17 protein-coding genes and 1 pseudogene are annotated in these 15,066 nt (G+C 69.1%); 8 read left to right on the top strand and 10 right to left on the bottom strand.

The features are described from left to right. Nucleotides 1-78: 78 nt before the first annotated feature. The 4 genes from IEY79_RS33185 to lnt all read left to right on the top strand — a co-directional run bounded on the left by IEY79_RS33185 (nucleotide 79) and on the right by lnt (nucleotide 3,800). The gene (locus IEY79_RS33185; protein WP_189111359.1) at nucleotides 79-951 is read left to right on the top strand and encodes an undecaprenyl-diphosphate phosphatase; all 873 of its coding nucleotides are present in this window, start codon (nucleotides 79-81) and stop codon (nucleotides 949-951) included. Nucleotides 952-1,193: 242 nt separating this feature from the next. Next, nucleotides 1,194-1,364, top strand: a complete 171-nt coding sequence (locus IEY79_RS33180; protein ID WP_189111358.1) for a hypothetical protein — start codon at nucleotides 1,194-1,196, stop codon at nucleotides 1,362-1,364. A 176-nt stretch (nucleotides 1,365-1,540) separates the two neighbouring features. Continuing rightward, entirely contained in the window at nucleotides 1,541-1,990 is a 450-nt protein-coding gene (locus IEY79_RS33175; RefSeq protein ID WP_189111357.1) for a nuclear transport factor 2 family protein, read from the top strand. Between the two features lie 208 nt (nucleotides 1,991-2,198). Then, the gene (gene lnt, locus IEY79_RS33170) at nucleotides 2,199-3,800 is read left to right on the top strand and encodes an apolipoprotein N-acyltransferase (protein ID WP_189111356.1); all 1,602 of its coding nucleotides are present in this window, start codon (nucleotides 2,199-2,201) and stop codon (nucleotides 3,798-3,800) included. On the opposite strand, the gene IEY79_RS33165 is transcribed toward lnt, so the two are convergent. Further along, nucleotides 3,724-4,629, bottom strand: a complete 906-nt coding sequence (locus tag IEY79_RS33165; RefSeq protein WP_189111355.1) for a Gfo/Idh/MocA family protein — start codon at nucleotides 4,627-4,629, stop codon at nucleotides 3,724-3,726. The genes lnt and IEY79_RS33165 overlap by 77 nt on opposite strands. Nucleotides 4,630-4,886: 257 nt before the next feature. Here IEY79_RS33165 and IEY79_RS33160 point away from each other — a divergent pair, with 257 nt between their 5' ends. Next, the gene (locus IEY79_RS33160) at nucleotides 4,887-5,303 is read left to right on the top strand and encodes a hypothetical protein (RefSeq protein ID WP_189111354.1); all 417 of its coding nucleotides are present in this window, start codon (nucleotides 4,887-4,889) and stop codon (nucleotides 5,301-5,303) included. Nucleotides 5,304-5,309: 6 nt separating this feature from the next. Here the strand turns inward: IEY79_RS33160 and IEY79_RS33155 are convergent, their stop codons facing one another. The 8 genes from IEY79_RS33155 to IEY79_RS33120 all read right to left on the bottom strand — a co-directional run bounded on the left by IEY79_RS33155 (nucleotide 5,310) and on the right by IEY79_RS33120 (nucleotide 12,254). Beyond that, nucleotides 5,310-5,765 carry a hypothetical protein gene (locus IEY79_RS33155; RefSeq protein WP_189111353.1) on the bottom strand — a complete coding sequence of 152 codons (456 nt, stop codon included), beginning with the start codon at nucleotides 5,763-5,765 and terminating at the stop codon, nucleotides 5,310-5,312. Nucleotides 5,766-5,910: 145 nt separating this feature from the next. Continuing rightward, nucleotides 5,911-6,594 (bottom strand): uracil-DNA glycosylase, encoded by a 684-nt coding sequence (gene ung, locus IEY79_RS33150; RefSeq protein WP_189111352.1) that lies wholly within the window; start codon nucleotides 6,592-6,594, stop codon nucleotides 5,911-5,913. Between the two features lie 69 nt (nucleotides 6,595-6,663). Continuing rightward, nucleotides 6,664-8,244, bottom strand: coding sequence for an ABC transporter substrate-binding protein (locus tag IEY79_RS33145; RefSeq protein ID WP_189111351.1), 1,581 nt, complete (start codon nucleotides 8,242-8,244; stop codon nucleotides 6,664-6,666). A gap of 107 nt (nucleotides 8,245-8,351) precedes the next feature. Next, nucleotides 8,352-9,128, bottom strand: coding sequence for an SDR family oxidoreductase (locus tag IEY79_RS33140; protein WP_189111350.1), 777 nt, complete (start codon nucleotides 9,126-9,128; stop codon nucleotides 8,352-8,354). A gap of 17 nt (nucleotides 9,129-9,145) precedes the next feature. After that, nucleotides 9,146-9,907 carry a 3-oxoacyl-ACP reductase FabG gene (gene fabG, locus IEY79_RS33135; RefSeq protein WP_189111349.1) on the bottom strand — a complete coding sequence of 254 codons (762 nt, stop codon included), beginning with the start codon at nucleotides 9,905-9,907 and terminating at the stop codon, nucleotides 9,146-9,148. Between the two features lie 163 nt (nucleotides 9,908-10,070). Next, the gene (locus IEY79_RS33130) at nucleotides 10,071-10,454 is read right to left on the bottom strand and encodes a DUF3037 domain-containing protein (protein WP_189111348.1); all 384 of its coding nucleotides are present in this window, start codon (nucleotides 10,452-10,454) and stop codon (nucleotides 10,071-10,073) included. Then, nucleotides 10,451-11,302: a HipA family kinase gene (locus IEY79_RS33125; RefSeq protein WP_189111347.1), complete on the bottom strand. Its 852-nt coding sequence runs from the start codon at nucleotides 11,300-11,302 to the stop codon at nucleotides 10,451-10,453. The genes IEY79_RS33130 and IEY79_RS33125 overlap by 4 nt, the downstream gene beginning before the upstream one ends. A 76-nt stretch (nucleotides 11,303-11,378) precedes the next feature. Continuing rightward, a complete protein-coding gene (locus IEY79_RS33120) occupies nucleotides 11,379-12,254 on the bottom strand; it encodes a tyrosine-type recombinase/integrase (protein ID WP_229701348.1) in 876 nt (291 codons plus the stop codon). Between the two features lie 319 nt (nucleotides 12,255-12,573). Between IEY79_RS33120 and IEY79_RS33115 the strand changes: the two are divergent. From IEY79_RS33115 to IEY79_RS33105, 3 genes and pseudogenes are all read left to right on the top strand, one after another. Continuing rightward, nucleotides 12,574-12,911 (top strand): annotated as a pseudogene (locus IEY79_RS33115) (Tn3 family transposase); the annotation flags it as partial. 215 nt (nucleotides 12,912-13,126) lie between these two features. After that, nucleotides 13,127-13,408 carry a nitroreductase/quinone reductase family protein gene (locus IEY79_RS38500; RefSeq protein ID WP_189111425.1) on the top strand — a complete coding sequence of 94 codons (282 nt, stop codon included), beginning with the start codon at nucleotides 13,127-13,129 and terminating at the stop codon, nucleotides 13,406-13,408. A 74-nt stretch (nucleotides 13,409-13,482) separates the two neighbouring features. Beyond that, complete coding sequence (locus tag IEY79_RS33105) at nucleotides 13,483-13,758, top strand: DUF6233 domain-containing protein (protein WP_189111345.1); 276 nt, start codon at nucleotides 13,483-13,485, stop codon at nucleotides 13,756-13,758. A 348-nt stretch (nucleotides 13,759-14,106) separates the two neighbouring features. Here the strand turns inward: IEY79_RS33105 and IEY79_RS33100 are convergent. Then, a partial coding sequence (locus IEY79_RS33100; protein ID WP_229701347.1) for a molybdopterin cofactor-binding domain-containing protein occupies nucleotides 14,107-15,066 on the bottom strand: 960 nt, incomplete at its 5' end.

Here is a 15,066-nt window from a genome sequence, read left to right as displayed (position 1 = left end):
ACTTTTAGTCCGCAACCCGCCACTGCCCCGTGTTCACACCGGCCGGTGCACGATCTTTTCTTGGATGGCGTAGCACCCATGTCTTGGTTCGAATCACTCATCCTCGGACTCGTCCAGGGGCTGACCGAGTTCCTGCCCATCTCCTCCAGCGCGCATCTGCGGCTGACCGCCGCTTTCGCCGGCTGGCACGATCCGGGTGCGGCGTTCACCGCGATCACACAGATCGGTACGGAAGCGGCGGTCCTCATCTACTTCCGCAAGGACATCGCCCGGATCATCTCGGCGTGGTTCCGCTCGCTGACGAACAAGGCGATGCGCTCCGACCACGACGCGCAGATGGGTTGGTTGGTGATCGTGGGGTCGATCCCCATCGGAGTGCTCGGGGTGACGTTCAAGGACCAGATCGAGGGACCCTTCCGTGATCTGCGGCTGATCGCGACGACGTTGATCGTGATGGGTGTCATCCTCGGCATCGCGGACCGGCTGGCGGCGCGCGACGAGACGGGCGGCAAGCACCGCGCCGTCAAGGAGCGCAAGACGCTGAAGGAACTGAACGTCAGGGACGGTCTGATCTTCGGATTCTGCCAGGCCCTGGCGCTGGTTCCGGGTGTCTCCCGGTCGGGTGCGACGATCAGCGGCGGACTGCTGATGGGCTACACCCGTGAGGCGGCGGCGCGTTACTCGTTCCTGCTCGCCATCCCGGCCGTACTGGCCTCGGGCGCCTTCGAGTTGAAGGACGCCGGCGAGGGGCATGTCTCATGGGGGCCGACGATCTTCGCCACGATCATCGCCTTTGTCGTTGGATATGCCGTTATCGCCTGGTTCATGAAGTTCATCACCACGAAGAGCTTCATGCCGTTCGTGATCTACCGGGTCCTGCTCGGCATCGTGCTGTTCGCCCTCGTCGGTACGGACACGCTGAGCCCGCACGCGGGCGAGTCCGCCGGCTGACCGGGCGGCACAGGCTCCTTCTCCTTCTTCCCGTTCCAGTCCGCTTCCGGGCGGTCGTCCGCCCTCCGTGTGCTCAAGGACACGTCCGGCCGTCGCCCGTCCCCGGACGGCCGGGCGACGGCCGGAACCCTTGGCGCGACTGGGCTCGAAGCTGACGCACCGTGGGGTTGCCCTGTCGGCGTGTGAGCTATCCCGCTCCCGGAACGGCACGGGAACCGAGCGAGGGCCCGTACGGTTGCCGTATGTCCACAACTTCCTCCTCCGCTTCCGCGGCGTCCGGCGCCGTCGCGGCCAACGAGCGCATCCGCGCCCTGGTCGACGCGGCCGACGGCACGTGGCCGGCCGAGGAGTACGAAGTCCTGCTGCTGGAATGGGCGGCGGCCCTGCACGACGCGGTCGACGAGGCCGCGTAAGGGATACGCCCCGGGCGTGTTCCGGCAGTCGGGATTCGGGCCCGGCCCCGCGGTGACACCGCGGGGCCGGGCCTTTCCCATGAACCACCGGCGGATACGGCCGATCTGTACGACCGGATGATCGGCGCGGCCCCTGACCCCTTGGCCTGGGGCCCCCACTGCCGGAGACTGATCCGATGACGCAGCGTGTGGATCTCGCGACCTTGATGGACCGCCTTGCCGTCGACGAGGTGATCAGTGGCTACGCGACGGCCATGGACGATGCCGACTGGCCAGGCTTTCTCGCGCTCTTCACCCCCGACGGACGCGCCGACCACCGCGGCGCCGGTGGGATCGAGGGATCGGCCGCCGAGGTGGCCGACTGGCTCGCCGGCGTCCTGGGCGGTTTCCCCGTACGCCAGCACCTGATCGGCAATCGCCGGCTGAGCTTCGAGAACTTCGACGGATATCCCGGCGAAGACCGTGCCGAGGTACGGGCCGACTGCCTGAGCACGCTGTTCCCGGAGTCCGGCGAGGCGACCCTCGCCATCAGCCGTTACACCTTCGGGCTCACCCGTGCGGAGGACGGCTGGCGGCTCCACACCGTCATGGCCGGGGAGAAGGCGCGGCGCGCCCCCGGGCGCTGACCGCCGCCGGCATCTGCCACGCCCGGCCCGACGAGGGGCGGACACACCGGGGGCGCTCTGTCCTCCCACGCCTTCTCTCCCCCACACTGATCCGGAAAGTACTGCCCACCGGCACGTTCGGTGACGTCGATCAGCCGTAGCGCTGATCGGCGCCGCTGACCCGTACCGCTGATCTGCACCGCTCACGGGCGGGACGAGGGGGCGCGGCATGTGGGTTCCGGTCGAGCGGCGGGAGGCGTGGGTCCGTCGTTCCCATTCGCCGGTGTGGCGAGGATTCGCGGCCCTGCTGGCAGGCGCGCTGCCCGCGTTCGCCTTCCCCGAGTCGAACATCGCGTGGTTCGCGTACATCGCTCTCGTGCCCTGGATGGTGATGCTGCGTACGGCCCCGACGGGCCGGCGGGCGTTCCTGGACGGCTGGATCGGCGGGCTGGGCTTCATGCTCGCCGTCCATCAGTGGCTGATCCCGAGCCTGCATGTGTTCATCCTGGTGCTCGGCGGTTTTCTGGGGCTGCTGTGGGGGCCGTGGGGCTGGCTGGTCCGTTTTATGCTCCGCGGGCGTCCGTCGGTCCGGCGCACGGTCGCCGCGCTGGCGGTGCTGCCGTCGGGCTGGCTGATCATCGAGACGGTGCGGTCCTTGGACGGCCTGGGCGGTCCCTGGGGGCTGCTGGGTGCGAGTCAGTGGGACGTGGCGCCCGCGCTACGGCTCGCCTCGGTGGGCGGCGTGTGGCTGGTGAGTCTTCTGGTGGTCGCCGTGAACACGGCGCTGACCGTGCTGCTGACCGTCCCCCCGGTCCGTACGACCGCCGTCGCGGGCCTGACGGCGTGCGTCGTCGCCGTCGGCGTCGCATGGGTCTGGGCGCCGCTCCCGGAGAACGCGGGGCACGCCCGTGTCGCCATCGTCCAGCCCGGTGTCATCGGCGGCATCGAGCGGCGTTTCGTACGCAGCGAGGAACTGACGCGCTCGCTGGCCGGACAGGATCTCGATCTCGTGGTGTGGGGCGAGAGCAGCGTCGGCCGCGATCTCACCACCCGGCCCGATCTGGCGAACCGTGTCGTCGAGCTGTCACGCCAGGTCGGCTCCCCGGTCCTGGTCAACATGGACGCTCCCGGCTCGGACGAGGCGGGGCGCACGGGGATCTTCAAGAGCGCGGTACTGGTGGGTCCCGACGGTCTGACGGGCGACCGCTACGACAAGATGCGGCTGGTGCCGTTCGGCGAGTACATCCCGATGCGCGACGCGCTCGGGTGGGCGACGTCCGTGGGCAAGGCGGCGTCCCAGGACCGCAGACGCGGCACACACCAGGCGGTGATGGTGCTGCCGGGGCCCTGGCAGGAGAGGCTGCGGATCGGTCCGCTGATCTGCTTCGAGTCGGCGTTCCCCGACATGAGCCGGCAGCTGGTCAGGGACGGCGCGCAACTGCTCGTCGCGCAGTCGTCGACCTCGACCTTCCAGCAGAGCTGGGCGCCCGAGCAGCACGCGACACTGGCCGCGCTGCGAGCGGCCGAGACGGGCCGCCCGACGGTGCACGCCACACTCACCGGTGTCAGCGCGGTGTACGGCCCGGAGGGCAAGCAGGTCGGTACCCCGCTCAGCACCGATCGCAGCACGAGCGCCGTCTACGTGGTGCCGCTGGCGCGCGGCACCACCGCGTTCGTCAACCTCGGCCCCTGGCCGCTGTACGGCGCGCTGGCCGTCCTCGCGGCCCTCTGCGCGTTCGAGGGGGCCCGGTCGCTCAGACGGCCTGCGCGCGAGCGGCCAGCACCACACGCTCACACAGCTCGTGCGTCGAAAGAGCGTCCCGGGCGCTGAGCGTCTTCCCCGCGCGTACGGCGTCGAGGAACGCCAGCACGCACTGCTCGATGCCGCGCTGCCGGGCCACCGGCACCCAGTCGCCGCGCCTGCGGACACTGGGCTGGCCCTTGTGGTCGACGATCTCGGCGATGTGGTGGACGGCCCGCTTGGTGTCCTGTCCGGAGACTTCGAGGATCTCCTCGGTGGAGCCGTTCATCCGGTTCATCATGCCGATGGCGGTGAAACCGTCGCCGGAGAGCTGGAGCACGACATGGTGTGTCAGGCCCTCGCGGACCCGGGCGCGGACGTCGACGTGCTCGACGGGGCCGGGGAGCAGGAAGCGCAGGGTGTCCACGACATGGATGAAGTCGTCCAGGACGAAGAGGCGGGCGTCCTCGGGCAGGCCGATGCGGTTCTTCTGCATGAGGATCAGATCGCGCGGATGCTCCAGGCACTGCGCGTAGGCGGGCGCGAAGCGCCGGTTGAAGCCCACGGCGAGACTCGTCCCGCGCTCCTCGGCGAGGGCGACCAGGCGCTGCGATTCGCCGAGTTCGTACGCGAGGGGCTTGTCGACGAAGGTCGGTACACCGGCCTCCAGCAGCCGGGTGGCGATCTCGGCGTGCGCGGCGGTCGGCGCGTGGACGAACGCGGCGTCCAGTCCCTGGGCGAGCAGCGAGTCGAGGTCGGCGTGGCGCCGCTCGCCGGGGATGTGGTGACTCTCGCCGACCCGCGTGAGGGTGGCCGGGGTGCGGGTCTGCAGATGAAGCTCGATCCCGGGCAGCGTGGTGAGCACCGGCAGATACGCCTTCTGGGCGATGTCGCCGAGCCCTATGCAGCCGACCTTCACGTGGGTCTCCCTGTCGCCTTGCCGCGGTCCTGTTGTCTCACGCGCCGGTGCGCGGGGGTCCGCCGGGCAGACCCTGGTCCGCAGCATACGGGCGATGCCGGGGCGGCCGGTCGGCGACGCCCGCGTAGCGCTCAGGGGGAGGCGGGAAGACGCCGGGGGGTGCGGCGGGGCAACACGGGGGCGGGCCGCGTCACCCGTGCGGGTCACACCGCGCTGTTTCGTCTCCGACACGCCGCACGACCAGCAGAGTTGGCCCCGTGACGCGGCGAACGAGAACGACAGCGGTACTCCTCCTCGGTGTGGCGGTCAGCGGGGTCTCGGCCTGCGTGGCCGTGGAGCCCGAGGCGGGGGTCGGAGCCGGACGGGAGGCCCCGCCTCAGCGCACCGTGGCCCCGCGGATCGTGCAGCAGCCGGCGCGCGAGGCGCTGGAGGCCGCGACCCCGCTCGCGCGCACCCCGCCTCCCGAGCGGCCCGCCGCCCCGGAGGCCGTACCCCCTCCCGGGCGGCGGGCGGCCGCACAGCGGTCCGAGCCCACCTCCGCACCGCCCGCCACGGCGCCCCCGGCGGCGCCGCCTGGCACGGGCGTGGAGCTGTGCGCGCTCGGTGAGCGGTACGGAGGCTGGAAGCCCGGCAGCGCGGAGAGCCGTCTCTGCCAGGAGACGTACGGCGGCTGACTCCGCTCAGTCGTCGAGCAACTGCCGCTCCAGCCGGCCGATCGCGGTCCGGACCCCGTTCCCGTACCCGTCGTCCCCGAGCGCGTTCACGGCGGCGCGGGCCCGGGAGAGGTGCAGTCGGGCCGCGTCGGGGCGCTGGAGTTTCACATAGTCGGCGGCCAGGTTGAGATGGAGCGAGGGGTAGAAGGCCCGCACCGCCGGGGAGGCGCGGGACAAGGCCGGTCCCTCCGCCGCGGTCAGGGCGCGCAGGTCCCAGGCCAGTTCGTCGCCGGGGTCGTCCTGCGTGTCGGCCATGTAGTGCGCGAGCGTGCAGCGGTGGAGCGGGTCGCCGGACTCGCCGATCTCGGTCCACAGCTCGCCGAACCGGTTGCGCGCCTCCTCGCGGTCACCGCCGTGGAGCAGCATGACCGCCTGACCGATCCTGGTCAGGACGGCGTCCTCGGACACCTCACGCCGCTCCATCGCCTGCCGCCTCCCGAGCCCGTCCGGTCGATCCCGTCCGGCCCGACGCTAACCGCCCCGACCGGCATTCCCGCTCAGGCTCACCCGCCCGGCGCGGACCGCCGGGCAGGGCCGGCGACGGCGGCGCCGGGCGTGACGGGGCAGGTCAGCCCAGGTCCGGGACGCGCCAGTCGATCGCCTTGTGCCCCTGCGCGGCGATCGCCTCGTTGATCTGGGTGAACGGGCGCGAGCCGAAGAACTTCTTCGCCGACAGCGGCGAGGGATGCGCGCCCTTGACCACCACATGCCGCGACTCGTCGATCAGCGGCAGCTTCTTCTGCGCGTACGCGCCCCAGAGCACGAAGACAGCGGGATCGGGCCGGGCGTCCACCGCGCGGATCACCGCGTCCGTGAATTGCTCCCAGCCCTTGCCCTTGTGCGAGTTGGCCTCGCCGGCCCGCACCGTCAGAACGGCGTTGAGCAGCAGCACGCCCTGCTCGGCCCACGGCATCAGATAGCCGTTGTCCGGCACCGGGTGGCCCAGCTCCTCCTTCATCTCCTTGTAGATGTTCCGCAAGGAGGGAGGCGTGCGCACCCCGGGCCGCACCGAGAAGCACAGACCGTGGCCCTGGCCCTCACCGTGGTACGGATCCTGGCCGAGGACCAGCACCTTCACCTGGTCGTACGGCGTGGCGTCGAGCGCGGCGAACACCTCGTCGCGCGGGGGGTAGACCGGCCCCTTCGCCCGCTCCTCCTCGACGAACTCGGTGAGCTCCTTGAAGTAGGGCTTCTGCAGCTCTTCGCCGAGGACGCCGCGCCAGGACTCGGGCAGCATGTCGGTGTCGGTCACGTCAACAACCTCCGGTAAACGATCAGTTGGGCCACTCCTGAACCTACCGGTGAGCACTGACAATCGCCGCTACCAGCTGGCCTTCCGGCTGAACTCCCAGAGCTGCATGACGGTCTGCGGGTCGAGCGCGCGCTCGCCACCGCTGATCTCCTGCGACGCCGCGACGTAGAGCTTGCCCTGCCACAGCGGGAGCAGCCGCACGTCGTCGACGAAGATCTCCTGGGCGCGCTCGAACTGCTCGATCACCGCGCCCCGGTCGCTCTCGCGCCGCGACTGCGGCAGCAGCTCCGTGGTGATCTCGGGGCTCTCGTAGGGGGTGCTGAGCGCGTTGTTCTTGCCGACGAACGGGGCCACGAAGTTGTCCGGGTCGGGGAAGTCGGGGAACCAGCCTCGGCCGAAGACCGGGTACTCGCCCTTCTGGAAGCCCGCCTGGAAGTCCTTCCAGGGCTTGCTCTTCAGCGTGATCTTGAAGAGGCCGGACGCCTCCAGCTGGCGCTTGAGCTCGGCAAACTCGGCGACCGTGCCGGAGCCGTAACGGTCGGTCGTGAACCAGAGGGTCAGCGGCACCGGCGTCTGGACGCCCGCGTCCTCCAGGATGGACTGCGCCTTCTTGACGTCCGGGTCGCCGTATTCGTCGAAGAAGCTCGTGGCGTGCCCGGAGATGCCCTTGGGGACCATCGAGTACAGCGGCTCGGCCGTGCCCTGGTAGACCTTGGCCACCAGCGCGTCGCGGTCGACCACCTGGGCCACCGCCTGGCGTACGGGCAGCTTCGCCGCCGACTCGTCCTTGGGGTTGAACACCAGGTAGCGGATGTCGGCGCCGACGGTCTCGATCAGCTGAAGGTGATCGTTCTCTTCCTTCTTCTGTTCGAGCTCGACGACTTCCTCCGAGGTCAGCCCTCGGTAGATGACGTCGATCTCCTTCTTCTTCAGGGCGCCGAACATCTTGTCGGAGTCCTGGAAGTACTGGATCTTGACGCCCGAGTTCTTACGGTCGGCGAAGCCCTTGTAGCTGGTGTTCTCGGCCAGTTCGGCGTTGCTGCCCGCGGTGTACGACTGGAGCGTGTACGGGCCGGATCCGGTGAGCTTGCCGTCTTCCCGGAGCTTGTCGGCCGGGTACTCCTCCGGGTCGACGATGGACATCGCGGGGGCGGCGAGGACGAACGGGAACGTGGCGTCGGGCTTGTTCAGGTTGAACGTGACGGTCAGGTCGCCGTCCGTGGTGACGCCGTCGAGGGACGCGAGCAGTCCGTTGGGACCACCGTTCACGTTGATCTTCACAATGCGGTCGAACGAGTGCTTGACGGCGTCGGCGTCGAGCTTGTGACCGTTGGAGAACGTCAGCCCCTCGCGGAGTTCGCAGCGGTAGACCTTGTTCGTCGAGTCCGTGAATTTGCAGTTGTCCGCCGCGTCGGGCTGCGGAGTCGTACTGCCGGTGGGAAACGCCACGAGCGTCTGGAAAACGTTCCTGTACAACTCCCACGAGTTGTCCCATGCGGCGGCCGGGTCGAGCGTGCTCGGCTCACTGGTGGTACCGATCGTGATCTTCTCGTCCTCGCCGGCGCTGTCCGCCGAGAACAGGCCACATCCGGCCAGCAGGGATATGGACGCGAGGGCTGCAGCCGCCTGCAGACTGGTCCGGTTGAACACGTGCACGCTCCTTGTTCAGCCACGAGTCGGGCGACCATACCGCAGTGCCCCATCGGTTCAATATGCAGGTCCGATGGGGCACTTGGAGCATTCAATGACAAAATATGTCAGTGCACGCTTGCGTTGAGAAAAATTCCGCCGTCGACGACCAGGGTCTGCCCGGTGATCCAGTCCGACTGGTCGGACGTGAGGAACGCCGCGGCGCCGCCGACGTCCTCCGGCACACCGAGGCGTCCCAGCGGATAGGCGGCCACGGCCTCCGCCTCCCGGCCCTCGTAGATCGCCTGCGCGAACCTGGTCTTGATCACGGCCGGCGCGATGGCGTTGACCCGCACACCGGGCGCGAACTCGTGAGCCAGCTGAAGGGTCAGATTGACCATCGCCGCCTTGCTCATCCCGTACGCGCCGATGAACGGCGACGCGGACACCCCCGCGACCGAGGCTATGTTCACGATCGCACCGCCGTGATCCTTCTGCCAGGCGCGCCAGGTCAGCTGGGCGAAGCCGAGGGCCGAGACGACGTTGGTCTCGAACACCTTGCGCGCCACGTTGAGATCGAGATCGGCGATCGGGCCGAACACCGGGTTCGTGCCGGCGTTGTTCACCAGGAAGTCGACGCGGCCGAACGCCTCCATCACGCGGTCGACCGCGGCGGCCTGGTGGACCTCGTCGTGGGCCTTGCCGGGAAAGCCGATGACCCGGTCGGGTCCCAGGCGCTCCACCGCCTCCTTGAGCGCTTCCTCGTTCCGTCCGGTGATGCACACCCGGTCACCGCGGGCGACGAGCGCCTCGGCGATGCCGTAACCGATACCGCGACTGGCGCCGGTGACCAGTGCGACCTTGCCGCTGTCGGGCCGTGCCTCTTCCTTCGGCTGTTGCGTCATGTCCGCCACCTTCCGGTTCAGTTGAGGGGTCCGCCGGCGACGTACAGCACCTGGCCCGAGACGAATCCCGCGTTCTCGCCCGTGAAGAAGGCGATCGCGTTCGCGATGTCGTCGGGGACGCCGACCCGCTGGACGGGGATCTGGGTGGCCGCCGCCGCCTGGAACTCCTCGAAGCCCATGCCGACACGGGCGGCGGTCTGGGCGGTCATCTCGGTGACGATGAACCCGGGGGCCACCGCGTTGGCCGTGACGCCGAACTTGCCGAGCTCCTTGGCCAGGGTCTTGGTGAAGCCCTGGAGACCGGCCTTGACCGCGGAGTAGTTCGCCTGGCCGCGGTTCCCGAGCGCCGAACTGGACGACAGATTGACGATACGGCCGAACTTGGCCTCCACCATGTGCTGCTGGCAGGCGCGGGCCATCAGGAAGGCGCCCTTGAGGTGCACGTTCATGACGGTGTCCCAGTCGGACTCGCTCATCTTGAAGAGGAGGTTGTCCCGGAGCACGCCCGCGTTGTTGACGAGGATCGTGGGCGCGCCCAGCTCGGCGGCGACGCGCGCGACGGCGGCCTCGACCTGCGCGGAGTCGGAGACGTCAGCGCCGACGGCGAGGGCCTTGCCGCCCGCGGCGGTGATGGTGCCGACGGTCTCCTCGCAGGCCGCCTCGTCCAGGTCGAGTACGGCGACGGCCCGGCCCTCGGCCGCGAGACGCACCGCGGTCGCGGCGCCGATCCCCCGCGCCGCGCCGGTCACGACGGCGACACGCTGCTCGGTGGTGGACATGCTGCTTCTCCTCGTCCTTGGATCGCGGTGTCGGCACGAGTGCACTGAGCGACCGCTTAGTATTCAGCTGCCGTGACGCTAGAAGCCCTGGCACCCGGTGTCAACGGCACACGGGGGCGGTGAACGTATGTCACACCGCGTGAGCCCACCGGCCCGCCGGGTCCTACCGCACCAGCAGATCCAGCAGCCGCTCGACCTCCGCCCCCGGGTCGAGCGTCAGCCCCGCGTGTACGGGACCGGGCTGGACGACCGTCGAACGGGGCGCGATCAGCCAGCGGAACCGCCGCCCGGCGTCCTCGCGCGCGGCCTGCCCGGCGGGGTCCCCGCCCACGCAGACGTTCTCGACAGCACGCAACGCGGCCCGTACGCCCGCCACATCGGCGTCCGGCGCCAGCGCCCTGAGCCGCGACTCGTCCAGGTGCGTGCGGGCGGCCACGAACGACTTGGCACGGCAGTACACGAGCACGCCCGCGTTGATGAACTCCCCGCGCTCGACCCTCGGTACGACGCGCAGCGGCGCGTACTCGAACACATCGCGTCCGTTCATCGGCCCTCTCCTCCACTCTTCTTCGTGGGATGCGGCCGGGGCGTGAGGCGTTCGGCCAGCCAGCCGGGGGCCTGCGACGGGCGCGCCTTCGCGGGTGCGCCGAGGGTCAGACGTTCATGGATGGTCGCCGCGCGCGGCAGCAGCGCCTCGACGTAGGCGCGCCGTACCGCGTCGGTGGTGTCGAACCCGGGCTCGTCCACGAGCCATTCGTCCGGCACGTCGGCCGCGACCTCGGTCAGCAGCTCCTCGGTGACCAGCGGCGCGAGTTCGGCGGCGGCCGACGCGATGTCGGGGCCGAACCGGGCGAGGACATGGTCGGACGCGTCGTACGGCTTCGCGGCCGAGGTCTTCGCACCGGGCCAGTTGTGGTGCCAGATCATGGTGGCGCCATGGTCGATGAGCCACAGATCCCCGTGCCAGACAAGCGTGTTGGGGTTCCGCCAGGACCGGTCGACGTTGTTGATGAGCGCGTCGAACCAGACGATCCGGCCGGCCTCGGCCGGACCCACCTCGTACGCGAGCGGATCGAAGCCCAGCGACCCGGGCAGGAAGTCCATCCCGAGGTTCAGCCCACCGCTCGCCTTCAACAGGGCCTGCACCTCTTCGTCGGGCTCCCCGAGACCGATCACGGGATCGAGCTGCATGGCCACCAACTCCGGCACCCGCAACCCGAGCCGCCGCCCCAACTGCCCGCAGATGACCTCGGCGACGAGTGTCTTGCGCCCCTGCCCCGCGCCGGTGAACTTCATGACGTACGTCCCCAGATCGTCGGCCTCGACGATCCCGGGAAGCGAGCCGCCTTCACGCAAGGGCGTGACGTAGCGGGTCGCGATGACTTCGCTCAGCATTTTCCCAGGCCGCCCATCTTTTCAACCTTGGAATCCATGGCTCTCTTTGGAGGGGTGTAGCAGCGGGAATCACCCGTCAACGGGGCTGGGGAGAATTTGGGGAGTTTCGATCAACATGCCGATCTCCCCGCTCCCCAAGCAATCCTTCGATGGCCGTCCGCCCCCTACTTCCGGCCTCCGGCATGAAGTGAGCATAGTAACCGAGGGTGATCGCGGGCGAGGAGTGTCCAAGCCACCGCGCCAAGGTCACGACAGACTCCCCGGCCTCCAGCATGATCGAAGCATAGGTGTGCCGGAGCACGTGGAAGCCATCCTGCGGGGCCGCCGCCCACTGCCAGGGTTTCGCCCCATCAGCCCGCGGCGGGATGATGCCGGCCGCAGCCAGCGCGGGCTTCCAGGTGTAGGTGTTCCAAGTATTCACCGCAATAGCGTTGGAAAATCGCGTAGTGAGCAGCAGGGAGAACTTCCTGGCCTGGCCCTCCGGCTTCCCCCACGGAAGCTCCACCTCCACCGGTGCGAACGCTTCCACGTGGCGCTTCAGCTCCTCAGCTACCGAGAAGGGCATGTCAACGGTACGGGTCTTCTTCCCCTTCGGCAGGGCGAAGTACAACCTTCCCCCGATCACTTGGACTTGGCGGCGGACATGCAGGACGCCTCGCGCGTAGTCGATGTCCTCGGGGCTCAGCCCGAACACCTCGCCCTGACGGAGCCCGCATCCCCGGCCGACTACAACGGCTATCCGGTTTCGATGGCTGATGACATCGCGGACTCTCAGAGCCGTCTCCAACGGCCAGGCGCCGCGTCGCTCCTGCGGCGCCTTCGGCCATCGCACCGACTTCGCGTGCATGGGGTTTCTGGCGAGCCGCTTGTCGTCGACAGCCGCCTCCAGAATGGAGGAGAACTCGGACAGAATGCCGCGCTGATAGTCGACCGAGGAGACGGTCGACTCCAACGTGGCTATGTACGCGCGCAGATCCGCCGCCGGAGAATTCCAGTCTTTTGGGGTTCTTTCTTTTCTGCCGTGGGCGGACGCGACCCGCGGTTTACCGGCGCGAAGTGAACTCCTCGGTCCCTGCATCGCGAACCCGGCTCGCGGGCGCATGCAGGTTAGTGACGGCGAAGGACCGGGTTCGCACGGACGCCTTCGGGGCCTCCTTCTGCCCAGTGCAGACGAGGAGTTGGGCTCGGTGTGCAACGTCGTTGTCTTCGTGGACCACAAGGACGGCTCACGGTGGCCGTTGCTTCCGGGTCTCGGACGGTCTGATCGTCCGGGATTCACTCCGGTCATCAACCCGAACCACGAGGCGCTCACCCGGGCCCGGCTCGTCCACGTCGACCAGTACTACCTGTGCGCGGAGACCATCGCCGCAGCGAATGCCGCCCTGATTCAGGCCCAGGCGAAGGTGCCCATCGTCCAGCACTGGGGCCAGGGCCTGCTCGCCTCCGTCGACGGCCTGCGCTTCGTCGTCCCCGTCCGCACCATCAACGCCGCCCCAGCCCCAAGTACTTCGCGAAGAAGAAGGGCATCACCTGGCTGAACGCCATCAACAACCAGGTCATCGGTATCGGGCAGATGGTGGTGCCCGGTACCCCGCGCGACTCCCTGTTCGCACGGCGTCGACCGGCGAGGACACAGCCGCCACCGTACGGCGGCTGGTCGCGCTGGTGACGCTGCTGCTCACCTGCTGCAGATTCATGCGGTCAACCCCGTGGTGATGCTCGCGCACAACTTGGATCACCCGCCGCCGGGTGACGCACTGCTGGAGACGACCGGGCTGCGTACGAGGCTTCCGGTGTGCGACGGGCTAACCGACGAGGTATTGGCTGGTTGCCCAGCGCGGCTACGAGACCGACTGGGTCCGGAACATCCAGGCGGAGCCGCGGGTCCGAGTCAAAGTCCGCACCGGCGCCGGCCTCGGCTGGCGGGCCGGGACGGCGCACATCCTCGACGACGACCCGCATGAGCGGCGCAGGCTGATCGGCCTCGGCAGCCGGGCGCGGCGGATATGCATGGCTGCGGCGGCAGTCGGGGACACGGACGCACTGGCCGTACGCGTCGACCTCGACGGCGCCGCTGACGATACGGCGCATACCGGGGACGGATGATTCCACGAAGGCCTGACATTCAGACACGACGGGACGACTCGGGGGGGGTGGTTACGAGTATGTACTCCAGGGGCATGCGCTTCGCCCGGAACAGATCCTGCGCCCGCTCCACGTCCCTCGGTCCCACCGACAGCCCGCAGGGATGGATCGGCGAGCGCCTCCGGGCAGCCCCGGGCGACCCGGACGGAATAGTGCGAGGAGTGCGTTTCCATCTCCTCGGCTGCTGGGCCATCCAGGGCCGGACGGGCGGCCTCACCACGGCGCAGGCGCGCCAAATGGTGCAGACCGATCCCAACGCCCACGCCTACGGTGTGTGCGGGGCGCACAAGGCCCTGGCCGACGGCGAGTAGCCGCCTGCCCGAGGAGACCGCCGAGTTCCTCGCACGCCACACCCCGGAGCTGGCATGAAGCCCCCTTGCCCGACGCCGGAACCGTCCGTGCCGCGATGGACGCCGTCCTCACAGAAGCAGCGGCCTCCGGGCGCCGGGCCACAATCGGCGCCGTCTAACGCCGCCTCGGTGTCACCCACGCCACGTTCTACCGCCACTACCAAGATCTGATCACCACCTACTTCCAGCCCTGTCTCCCCACAGCACCGAAGGCATCTCCGACGGCCCAGAACGAACAAGCCAGGGACAACCTGCGGAACGCCGATCTGCGCGCCACTCTCCACCCCTACGAGGAGCACATTCCCCGGCTCACCCTTGAGAACCACGCCCTGCGCCAGGGCGGCACGGTCTCCGCCATGCCCTTCCGCTGACCGATCGCATCCTGCGGTGCGTAGGGTCGTGGCCGCTCGCGATGAACAGCTCCCTGTGACCGGGAGTTCGCAGGCGGCCCGGCTGAAGACTGACGCCGGCCGTGTCCCCAATGTCACAGGGCAATACACCTGGAATGCACTGCGCCGGGCCAGACGCGTCACAGCTCCTGGGGAAGGAGCTTATCCAGGGTGATGGGCAGGTCTCGGACCCGTACGCCCGTAGCGTGGTACACCGCGTTGGCGATGGCGGCGGCCGCGCCGACGACGCAGACCTCTCCGAGTCCCTTGGTGCCGAGCGGGTTGGTATAGGGTCCACGGAGTCGATCCAGTGGGCTTCGACGGAGCCGATGTCGGCGTTCGCGGCGAAGTGGTAGCTGGCCAGGTCGTGGTTGACGATCTGGCCGATCCGGTTGTCGACCACGCCAGATTCGTGCAGGGCCATCGAGATGAGTTCGATCGCCATCTCGTCCATCGCGGACTCCAGGGCGAACATGCCCTGCGTCTCGCCGGGGCCTCGCATGATGGTCGGCACGGAGAAGTCGAGCGGCAGGAGCCGGTGCGTGGTGCGCCGGTGCGGCGCGGCCCACATCGTGCGCGAGCACACGGCGATCTGCTCGGCGTATTTCTTGCTACGGGCGGTCTGCTGCACGGAGTCGTGGGCGATCGCGGTGAGCCGTCCGTCCCGGTCGGCGCCCAGTTGCAAGCGGTGCCGGCTGGGGGCCCGGTATCCGGTCATGAAGAACATCTGCTGACGGGCGAGCGCGAGCTTGACCGGGCGGCCGACGACCTTCGCGGCCATCGCGGGCAGGACGGCATAGAACTGGGGGAAGGTCTTCGAGCCGAAAGCGCCGCCGACGTGCGGGGAGATGACCCTGACGTTCTCCGGCGGTAGTCCGAG

The sequence above is a fragment of the Streptomyces camponoticapitis genome (genome assembly GCF_014646115.1).
Classification (GTDB): domain Bacteria; phylum Actinomycetota; class Actinomycetes; order Streptomycetales; family Streptomycetaceae; genus Streptomyces; species Streptomyces camponoticapitis.
Note: the sequence above shows the minus strand (reverse complement) of the source record. Positions and strands in the feature narration are given on the sequence as shown.

Bases quoted from the DNA above. Each gene is read 5' to 3' on its own strand.
- IEY79_RS33185 (WP_189111359.1), top strand. From the start codon at position 79: ATGTCTTGGTTCGAATCACTCATCCTCGGACTCGTCCAGGGGCTGACC.
- IEY79_RS33180 (WP_189111358.1), top strand. From the start codon at position 1,194: ATGTCCACAACTTCCTCCTCCGCTTCCGCGGCGTCCGGCGCCGTCGCG.
- IEY79_RS33175 (WP_189111357.1), top strand. From the start codon at position 1,541: ATGACGCAGCGTGTGGATCTCGCGACCTTGATGGACCGCCTTGCCGTC.
- lnt (WP_189111356.1), top strand. From the start codon at position 2,199: ATGTGGGTTCCGGTCGAGCGGCGGGAGGCGTGGGTCCGTCGTTCCCAT.
- IEY79_RS33155 (WP_189111353.1), bottom strand. From the start codon at position 5,765: ATGGAGCGGCGTGAGGTGTCCGAGGACGCCGTCCTGACCAGGATCGGT.
- IEY79_RS33140 (WP_189111350.1), bottom strand. From the start codon at position 9,128: ATGACGCAACAGCCGAAGGAAGAGGCACGGCCCGACAGCGGCAAGGTC.
- fabG (WP_189111349.1), bottom strand. From the start codon at position 9,907: ATGTCCACCACCGAGCAGCGTGTCGCCGTCGTGACCGGCGCGGCGCGG.
- IEY79_RS33130 (WP_189111348.1), bottom strand. From the start codon at position 10,454: ATGAACGGACGCGATGTGTTCGAGTACGCGCCGCTGCGCGTCGTACCG.
- IEY79_RS33125 (WP_189111347.1), bottom strand. From the start codon at position 11,302: ATGCTGAGCGAAGTCATCGCGACCCGCTACGTCACGCCCTTGCGTGAA.
- IEY79_RS33105 (WP_189111345.1), top strand. From the start codon at position 13,483: ATGCGCTTCGCCCGGAACAGATCCTGCGCCCGCTCCACGTCCCTCGGT.